General features: G+C 39.4%; 8 protein-coding genes and 1 pseudogene. 3 read left to right on the top strand and 6 right to left on the bottom strand.

Annotated features, from left to right (window positions below; all coding sequences use genetic code 11):
• Window positions 1–181 (top strand): annotated as a pseudogene (locus tag Xhom_RS20680) (ISAs1 family transposase); the annotation flags it as partial.
• Here the strand turns inward: Xhom_RS20680 and Xhom_RS34285 are convergent.
• From Xhom_RS34285 to msrB, 4 genes are all read right to left on the bottom strand, one after another.
• Window positions 154–519, bottom strand: a complete 366-nt coding sequence (locus Xhom_RS34285; RefSeq protein WP_198148753.1) for a hypothetical protein — start codon at window positions 517–519, stop codon at window positions 154–156. The pseudogene Xhom_RS20680 and the gene Xhom_RS34285 sit on opposite strands and share 28 nt — an antisense overlap.
• 67 nt (window positions 520–586) lie before the next feature.
• A complete protein-coding gene (locus Xhom_RS34280) occupies window positions 587–748 on the bottom strand; it encodes an Arm DNA-binding domain-containing protein (RefSeq protein WP_198148754.1) in 162 nt (53 codons plus the stop codon).
• 182 nt (window positions 749–930) lie between these two features.
• Window positions 931–1,200: a YeaC family protein gene (locus Xhom_RS20670; protein WP_069315963.1), complete on the bottom strand. Its 270-nt coding sequence runs from the start codon at window positions 1,198–1,200 to the stop codon at window positions 931–933.
• A 180-nt stretch (window positions 1,201–1,380) separates the two neighbouring features.
• Window positions 1,381–1,794, bottom strand: a complete 414-nt coding sequence (msrB, locus tag Xhom_RS20665; protein ID WP_069315964.1) for a peptide-methionine (R)-S-oxide reductase MsrB — start codon at window positions 1,792–1,794, stop codon at window positions 1,381–1,383.
• 367 nt (window positions 1,795–2,161) lie between these two features.
• Between msrB and gapA the strand changes: the two genes are divergently transcribed.
• Together gapA and Xhom_RS20655 are read left to right on the top strand one after the other, a co-directional pair.
• Complete coding sequence (gene gapA, locus Xhom_RS20660) at window positions 2,162–3,157, top strand: glyceraldehyde-3-phosphate dehydrogenase (RefSeq protein WP_069315965.1); 996 nt, start codon at window positions 2,162–2,164, stop codon at window positions 3,155–3,157.
• A 180-nt stretch (window positions 3,158–3,337) separates the two neighbouring features.
• Window positions 3,338–4,219, top strand: coding sequence for a D-hexose-6-phosphate mutarotase (locus tag Xhom_RS20655; RefSeq protein ID WP_069315966.1), 882 nt, complete (start codon window positions 3,338–3,340; stop codon window positions 4,217–4,219).
• 72 nt (window positions 4,220–4,291) lie between these two features.
• Here the strand turns inward: Xhom_RS20655 and alr are convergent, their stop codons facing one another.
• Together alr and Xhom_RS20645 are read right to left on the bottom strand one after the other, a co-directional pair.
• The gene (alr, locus tag Xhom_RS20650; protein ID WP_069315967.1) at window positions 4,292–5,359 is read right to left on the bottom strand and encodes an alanine racemase; all 1,068 of its coding nucleotides are present in this window, start codon (window positions 5,357–5,359) and stop codon (window positions 4,292–4,294) included.
• A gap of 16 nt (window positions 5,360–5,375) precedes the next feature.
• Window positions 5,376–6,677: a D-amino acid dehydrogenase gene (locus Xhom_RS20645; protein ID WP_069315968.1), complete on the bottom strand. Its 1,302-nt coding sequence runs from the start codon at window positions 6,675–6,677 to the stop codon at window positions 5,376–5,378.
• Between the last annotated feature and the right edge of the window lie 1,053 nt (window positions 6,678–7,730).

Below are 7,730 nucleotides of genomic sequence, written 5' to 3'. Positions count from 1 at the left end.
TTGTTTTTAAAGAAGATGATTCACGGATTGTTTTGGAGGGGGCAATTGAGAATCTGGCGTTATTCCGGCGTCTTGTGTTGAACATGGTCAAGCAATGTGCTTGTGGGGCACCGAGCCAAGAAATAAGCTTAAAAAAGCAAGCTGGTGTGATGATTACCGCGCCAAAGTTTTCTTTGGCTGAATGTTAATCAAAGTATGCTTTCGCCCTGCCCTCCGAACTGCCCATTTATGCGCAGTCTTGGAGTATATTAATATGCGAGCACCAATTGCTGGCACTCGCTTGGTCACGCCTTCAATTAAAGAAAGCCAGACGTGAAGCGTTACCTCATCATGAGGTAATTCGCCAATCTTTGGGAAAATGTAAAGCTCGAAAGAACGCAAAATCTCATCGGCTTTCACCTTCGAGTCTTGCATTATTGCTACCCACCATTCTCTGATCAGTGCTTCCACGGTGACTGCACTCAAGGCGGATTCTTTACGAACACGCTTGACTATTTTCGGGTTGCGGTGTTGTTCCAATTCCCCGCGATAGAAAATCACTGAATCACGGGCATCTTTTAAGCCGGTTGCTGGATAGGTTCCAATGTCAATTCGATCCCCCTTTCCCGTTCCAGCGATACCTGAGTTGAAATATGATTTTTCCTTTAGATGTCACACGAACAGACAGCCCATCCCTATCTGACTTGGTAATCATTTTTTCTTGGGGTTTACCATTGGTGGAACGCAGCCATGAATCAGTAATAGCCATATCACTTTCCTCAAAAAAAAATACAACTTTTAATGTAGTTTATGTACGCACTCATGTACATATTTCGTGACACAAGGTGTGTTCTTGTGACTACTACTGACTATAAAAATAAAAAACAAATTAAATTAGATTAAAATCAATGCATTAATAACAAGCACATATCTACATATGACTATTAGTAACTAAAGATGACTAATGAAGCGTATTTCAGTTTGGAATATCGCTTTTAGCTCTTGTTTGCTTTTCATAGCAATTTGACCATCCGTACCAATCGTCATATGTTCAGGATCATGATTATGCTTGGCTTGCCAGAGCATCACCATTTGTAAACTGTGTTCTTTCTGTTCTGGCGTGAGTGGTACACTATCCTGCCATTTTCCTAATTCAACAGCTTGAACCAAGCGCTGATAAATTTCAGGCGTCATGGCAGAGAGTAAATCATCCAACTTCATCGATATTTCCTTAACAGCTATATGTACTATTTGGTACGGCTATATTGTTGGCAGGACTATATTGGTACTGCATTTTGGCACTACATCACATTATTACAATAATGATAATAAGCTGAATCGTTTTTCCTATTATTGTTGAATTTAATATTTCATTTCGCTCAAAAACCTTTACTAACAATATTAACCGACTGTTTCTTCATCAGTTTCTTTATCAATAAAACGTAATGCTGCTGAATTAATACAAAAACGTTCTCCCGTTGGTTTAGGGCCATCGGGAAAAACATGTCCCAAGTGTGCCTGACAATGGCTACAACGTACTTCTATCCGATGTATGTTATGAGAATAATCATCAAGATAAGTTATGGTCTCATCATTAATCGGCTGGTAAAAACTCGGCCACCCACAACCAGAATCAAATTTAGTGTCAGAAATAAATAATGGCTGGCGGCAACACAAGCAATGATAAGTACCATTTTTTTTGTTGTGCAGCAGTTTTCCTGAAAAGGGCGGTTCAGTACCGGCTTCTTGTGTAACGTAGCGCTGCATTTCACTAAGTTTTTCTATGGAAAGGGAAATATTTTGACTTTTAGTCATAATGACCACCTTTTAAGGTTAATACTTTTAATAAAAAAGCATTAAAACAACCAATAAAAAAAGCATTAAAACAACAAAAAATTAACATCAAAATGTCGAAACGCATTCTAACCTATTAAACATAGCAATTTACTTTACTAATTGTGATAGGTCTCACATAACCAACCAATGATAACTTTAAATATCTCTTTATACCCCGATAATGATGTCCGTAGAGCTTGTTCCAGCTGTATAGCAAGCGTTTAAACAATGATTTATATATTGCTCTTTTTCAATTGTTGACACGATTCCGCTTGACGGCTGGCAAGATTTTGGTAACTTTAGAAACAACTTTTAATTCACTAAAAAAAATAGCTGGTGGAATACTATGACTATCAAAGTAGGTATTAACGGTTTTGGTCGTATCGGCCGTATTGTTTTCCGTGCTGCACAAGAGCGCTCAGACATTGAAATTGTTGCGATCAATGATCTGTTGGATGCAGAGTACATGGCTTACATGCTGAAATACGACTCAACCCACGGCCGCTTCAACGGTACTGTTGAAGTGAAAGACGGTCAGTTGGTTGTTAACGGCAAAACCATCCGCGTTACATCTGAAAGAGACCCAGCTAACCTGAAATGGAATGAAGTTGGTGTTGATGTTGTTGCTGAAGCAACCGGTATCTTCCTGACTGACGAAACAGCACGTAAACATATCGAAGCTGGCGCGAAAAAAGTTGTTCTGACTGGCCCATCCAAAGACGACACACCAATGTTTGTTATGGGTGTCAACCACAACGCCTATGCAGGTCAGGAAATTGTTTCCAACGCATCTTGCACCACTAACTGTCTGGCTCCACTGGCTAAAGTTATCAATGACAAATTCGGCATCGTCGAAGGTCTGATGACAACTGTTCATGCAACAACGGCTACCCAGAAAACTGTTGACGGTCCTTCAGCGAAAGACTGGCGCGGTGGCCGCGGTGCAGCGCAGAATATCATCCCATCGTCTACCGGCGCAGCAAAAGCAGTAGGTAAAGTTATTCCAGAACTGAACGGCAAACTGACTGGTATGTCTTTCCGTGTTCCTACTCCTAACGTTTCTGTTGTGGACCTGACTGCTCGTCTGGCTAAACCAGCAACTTACGCAGAAATCTGTGATGCAATCAGAGAAGCCGCAGAAGGCGAACTGAAAGGTATTCTGGGCTACACCGAAGATGACGTTGTTTCCACCGATTTCAATGGTGAAAAACTGACTTCCGTATTCGATGCAAAAGCAGGTATCGCCCTGAACGACAACTTTGTGAAACTGGTTTCTTGGTACGACAATGAAACTGGCTACTCCAACAAAGTACTGGATCTGATCGCTCACATCTCTAAATAATTGAGCTTTTATACTCAATAGATTTCGAGTTGCATAACGACAACCTGAAAGATGAAGAGTATATATCCATATTCGAAAGCCATCTGTTAACAGATGGCTTTTATATTTATATATTTAAAACATTGAGCTATTCTTGCCCCTATCCACCTATCAATTCAGGATCACATAAGGTTATGACAGATGCTGGATGAAATTTACTCATCACCGATTGTAGAACAGATATCGCCTTACATCAGTCAGAGAGATATCGATGGCTTACCATTCATTGTTATTTCTCATCCAAAAGTACTCGGAGCAATCAGTATTCAGGGTGCCCATTTGATAACATGGCAGCCCAGTGGAGAAAAACCAGTATTATGGTTAAGCGATAAAACGGCCTTCAAGGCTGGCACAGCCATTCGTGGTGGTATTCCAATCTGTTGGCCTTGGTTTGGTTCATCAGCCTCTCCTAGCCACGGCTTTGCACGAATATTACCTTGGCAACTTAAGGCTCATGACGAAAATGAGCATGGTGTTATTTTAACATTTGTACTACAAGATAGCGCATATACCCATAAGTTATGGCCACATGAATTCACGCTGATTGCTCGTTTTAAGTTAGGGGAAACTTGTGAAATAGAGTTGGAATCTCACGGTGAATATCAGGCTACTTGCGCCCTCCACTCTTACTTTAATATTAGTGATATCAATAATATTAAAGTCAGTGGGCTTGGTGCTCATTTTATTGATACTGTTACCGATAGAGAACATTACATTCGTAAGGATTTAGTCTTTCAAGGCCGAACTGACCGCATCTATACAGAACCCGGCGATTTTAGCCTACTCATAGACCCTAAATGGAAACGGACGATTGAAATACACCATTATCACCATAGTGATATAGTGTGTTGGAATCCTGGCGCTACACTTTCCAGTAGTATGAAAGATATGAACAAGAACGGTTATAAAAACATGGCTTGCGTCGAAACTGCACGTATTAATCGCCCATTGCAACCTAAAAATGGTAATCCAGCCAGGCTTTCTATTGTTATTCGTTGTCGCAGAATTCCTGATGGTAATTAACTGAGTATCCCGTCATTATTCAAGTCACAGCTTTAGTGTGCTGTGACTTGAATAATGACGGGATAGAAAAGATTAATCTACAATGACAGGAACACGCTTCGCTAAGGCGCACAAAAGTTCATAACCAATAGTTCCTGCGGATTCAGCCACTTCATCCACGGGTAATTTCTGCCCCCACAATTCTACGAGACTGCCTACTTTTGCCTGTGGGCAAGGTGTCAAATCAACCGTCATCATATCCATTGATATGGAACCTAATAACTGAGTACGGATACCATCAACGATGACAGGAGTGCCCGTTGGGGCATGTCGTGGATATCCATCCGCATAACCACATGCGATTGTCCCTACGCGCATAATTTTCTGAGTCATATAACGACTGCCGTAGCCAATTTTTTCACCTCTGGGAAGCTCATGAACCGCGATAATTTCACTCTGCAATGTCATGGTGGATTTCAAACCAACACTTTCAATATCACGCCACTTTCCGCTCGGAGATGCACCATAAAGAATAATACCTGGTCGTGTCCAATCACCATGAGTCTTAGGATGCCACAAAACAGCCCCAGAATTTGCCAAACAGTGAGACAGAGTATTCATTCTCAAACGTTCAACAACCGCAAACTGTCCATCAACACCCACTTTATTATCAGAATTGGCAAAATGAGTCATCAAAGTCACTGATTTGATATTTTTAATTTCTTTAGCCATCGAAACGACCTGCGGATAGACTTCTGGAGTAAATCCTAATCGATTCATACCGCTATTGAGTTTTAAATAAATATCAATAGGATTGTCCAATTTGGCATTTTCTATCGCTTCAAGCTGCCAATAGCTATGTACTGCACTTGTCAGACCATACTCATTAATGATCTGCAAATCCGACGGCTTGAAAAAACCTTCCAATAGCAGGATTGGCCCCCGCCATCCCTGTTCCCTTAAATAAATAGCTTCATTCATGTCAAGCAGCGCAAAACCATCTGTTTGCATGAGTGATTGCCATATTCTGTCCAATCCATGTCCATACGCGTTCGCTTTCACTACCGACCAAACTTTACTGTTACCGACCTTCTGGCGAATAACAGCCAAATTATGGCTGAATGCGTCGAGATGAATCGTTGCCAAAATAGGACGTGGCATGACGACCCCTTATAATTTATGCAATATGTAAATGAGGCTTCACTGGAAGCACTTTTATATTGAATCCATCGGTATATCTGAATACAGAGAGATCATCTGCTGCAATATCAGGCTTCTTGCCAGAAATCAAATCAGCCAATAACTTCCCTGAACCACAGGCCATAGTCCAGCCCAAAGTTCCGTGCCCAGTATTTAAATGAAGATTCGCATATTTGGTTGGGCCAACGATCGGAGTACCATCCGGAGTCATGGGACGTAATCCGGTCCAGAATGAAGCCTCTGTAATGTTGCCACCATTATGGTAAAGATCCTGCACTACCATTTTCAATGTTTCACAGCGATTCTGAGGCACGTTTAAATTAAATCCCATCATTTCAGCCATACCACCAACACGAATACGGTTATCAAAACGAGTAATCGCTATTTTATAAGTTTCATCCAACACCGTTGAGACAGGTGCTCTTGATTCATCCATAATCGGCATGGTCAACGAATAACCTTTTAATGGATAAACCGGAATTTTGACCAAGTTTTTCAAAATCTCCGTAGAATAAGCCCCCATTGCGACCACATAATTATCTGCGGTCATAATGCCATCATTGCATTGGATGCCCGTGATTTTGTTCCCATCCACCAAAATCTGTTGAATCTGCTTATTAAATATAAACTTCACACCTGCGTCTTCTGACATTTTGGCCAGTGTTTTGGTAAAAATCTGGCAATCCCCTGTTTCATCGTTGGGTAATTGCAATCCACCCGTCAATTTATGAGAGGAATGAGCGAGAGCGGGTTCTGCTATTGCCAATTGATCTGCGGTTAATAATCGATAAGGAACGCCTTCCTGTTCTAATACTTCAATATCATTAGCAGCATTATCAAATTGTTTTTCTGTTCTGAATAATTGTAAGGTTCCACCCTGACGACCTTCATATTGGATCCCTGTATCTGCCCTTAATTGCTTAATACAATCCCGACTATATTCTGCCAAGCGCACCATTCTGCTTTTATTCATTGCATAGTGGCTTGCATCACAATTACGCAACATCTCCCACATCCAGCGTAATTGAAATAATGAACCATCAGGACGAATAGCCAAAGGTGCGTGACGTTGAAATATCCATTTTATTGCTTTCAGAGGTATCCCGGGAGCCCCCCACGGAGTTGCATATCCTGGTGAGATCTGACCGGCATTACCGGCACTGGTTTCCTCCGCTGCACTATTCTGGCGGTCAATCACGGTAACTTCATGACCTTCTTGCGCGAGATACCACGCACTAGTTACGCCAATAACGCCACTACCTAAAATAAGGACTTTCATTCTGCCCCCAATTAACGAATAATTTTCGCAAGCATAATATGCTGAATAAAAAAAGCCAATACAGAATAATAGCCTATAACACAATTAGTTTATTTTTAGGATTTAAATCACATTTTCATTACAAAACACAGATAATTTTTTATTTAAAAAACTAACATTTAAATAAAAAAATACAATTAAATCAAATTATTAAATCAGATTAAAATGCTATCACCCCCCCTTTATTCTCTATCTGAAAAAGTAGTTTTTGTGGTAAAAAAAGCAACATTAAATTCACAATTAGAATTTTCAATAAATCCAAAAAAACCGAAATTAACAGAATAAAACCCCACTCAATAGTTGATTAAATAGAATAATAATTTAAAAAATTGAATTATACAGCTTGAGTGAATTTTCAACTTCGATTAATACCGTAAGATACATTGGCATAACATAATCAACATACCTGTCGTCTTGCACATTACCGTCCAACTCACAAAACAACAATTTGATATGCACTTCCTACACAATTCTATTCTCCCTCTAAACAACCTGATGTTCATTAAACTATTTTATTCAATAGATACATACACACCCTTCAAAAAACAATAAAAATAACTTATTTATTACATTAAAAAATATAAATTAACCAATTAAAAATTATAAACATTAAATTTATCCGACAACTTATGTCCATAAGAAATTCATTGATGAAAAATGTATTTTTTCCGATTAAAACGCCATTAGATAAATAAACCCAGTCAATGTACCCACGTAGACCATAAAAAATAACACTAAAACTAATAGATTGTAAATTATCAACCCTAAAAAACATTTAATCAACACACCTTTTCAGCATAGCCATCATTAAACAAGTCAGGGTTTATAAAAATAGCTTATTCAACAAATAAATACATAGCCTCAAGATAAATAATAAAAATAAAATTATATATTATGTAAACGAAACGGTACTTTCTAATTGAGAATAATAAACAATATGCTTAACTCCATATTACATCATTTACTACTCCAATTGCTGTAATGTTCCTTGTTCTGCAAGGCACGTGCGGTAGC

This window comes from Xenorhabdus hominickii (assembly GCF_002632725.1).
Lineage (GTDB): Bacteria > Pseudomonadota > Gammaproteobacteria > Enterobacterales > Enterobacteriaceae > Xenorhabdus > Xenorhabdus hominickii.
The sequence above is the reverse complement of the archived record's forward strand: the minus strand, read 5'-3'. Positions and strand labels throughout refer to the sequence as shown.

What these genes read in the sequence shown, in the direction of transcription:
- msrB (WP_069315964.1), bottom strand. Translation starts at nt 1,794, where the DNA reads ATGACTAAAAGTCAAAATATTTCCCTTTCCATAGAAAAACTTAGTGAA.
- Xhom_RS20645 (WP_069315968.1), bottom strand. Translation starts at nt 6,677, where the DNA reads ATGAAAGTCCTTATTTTAGGTAGTGGCGTTATTGGCGTAACTAGTGCG.
- Xhom_RS20670 (WP_069315963.1), bottom strand. Translation starts at nt 1,200, where the DNA reads ATGAAGTTGGATGATTTACTCTCTGCCATGACGCCTGAAATTTATCAG.
- Xhom_RS20655 (WP_069315966.1), top strand. Translation starts at nt 3,338, where the DNA reads ATGCTGGATGAAATTTACTCATCACCGATTGTAGAACAGATATCGCCT.
- gapA (WP_069315965.1), top strand. Translation starts at nt 2,162, where the DNA reads ATGACTATCAAAGTAGGTATTAACGGTTTTGGTCGTATCGGCCGTATT.
- alr (WP_069315967.1), bottom strand. Translation starts at nt 5,359, where the DNA reads ATGCCACGTCCTATTTTGGCAACGATTCATCTCGACGCATTCAGCCAT.
- Xhom_RS34280 (WP_198148754.1), bottom strand. Translation starts at nt 748, where the DNA reads ATGGCTATTACTGATTCATGGCTGCGTTCCACCAATGGTAAACCCCAA.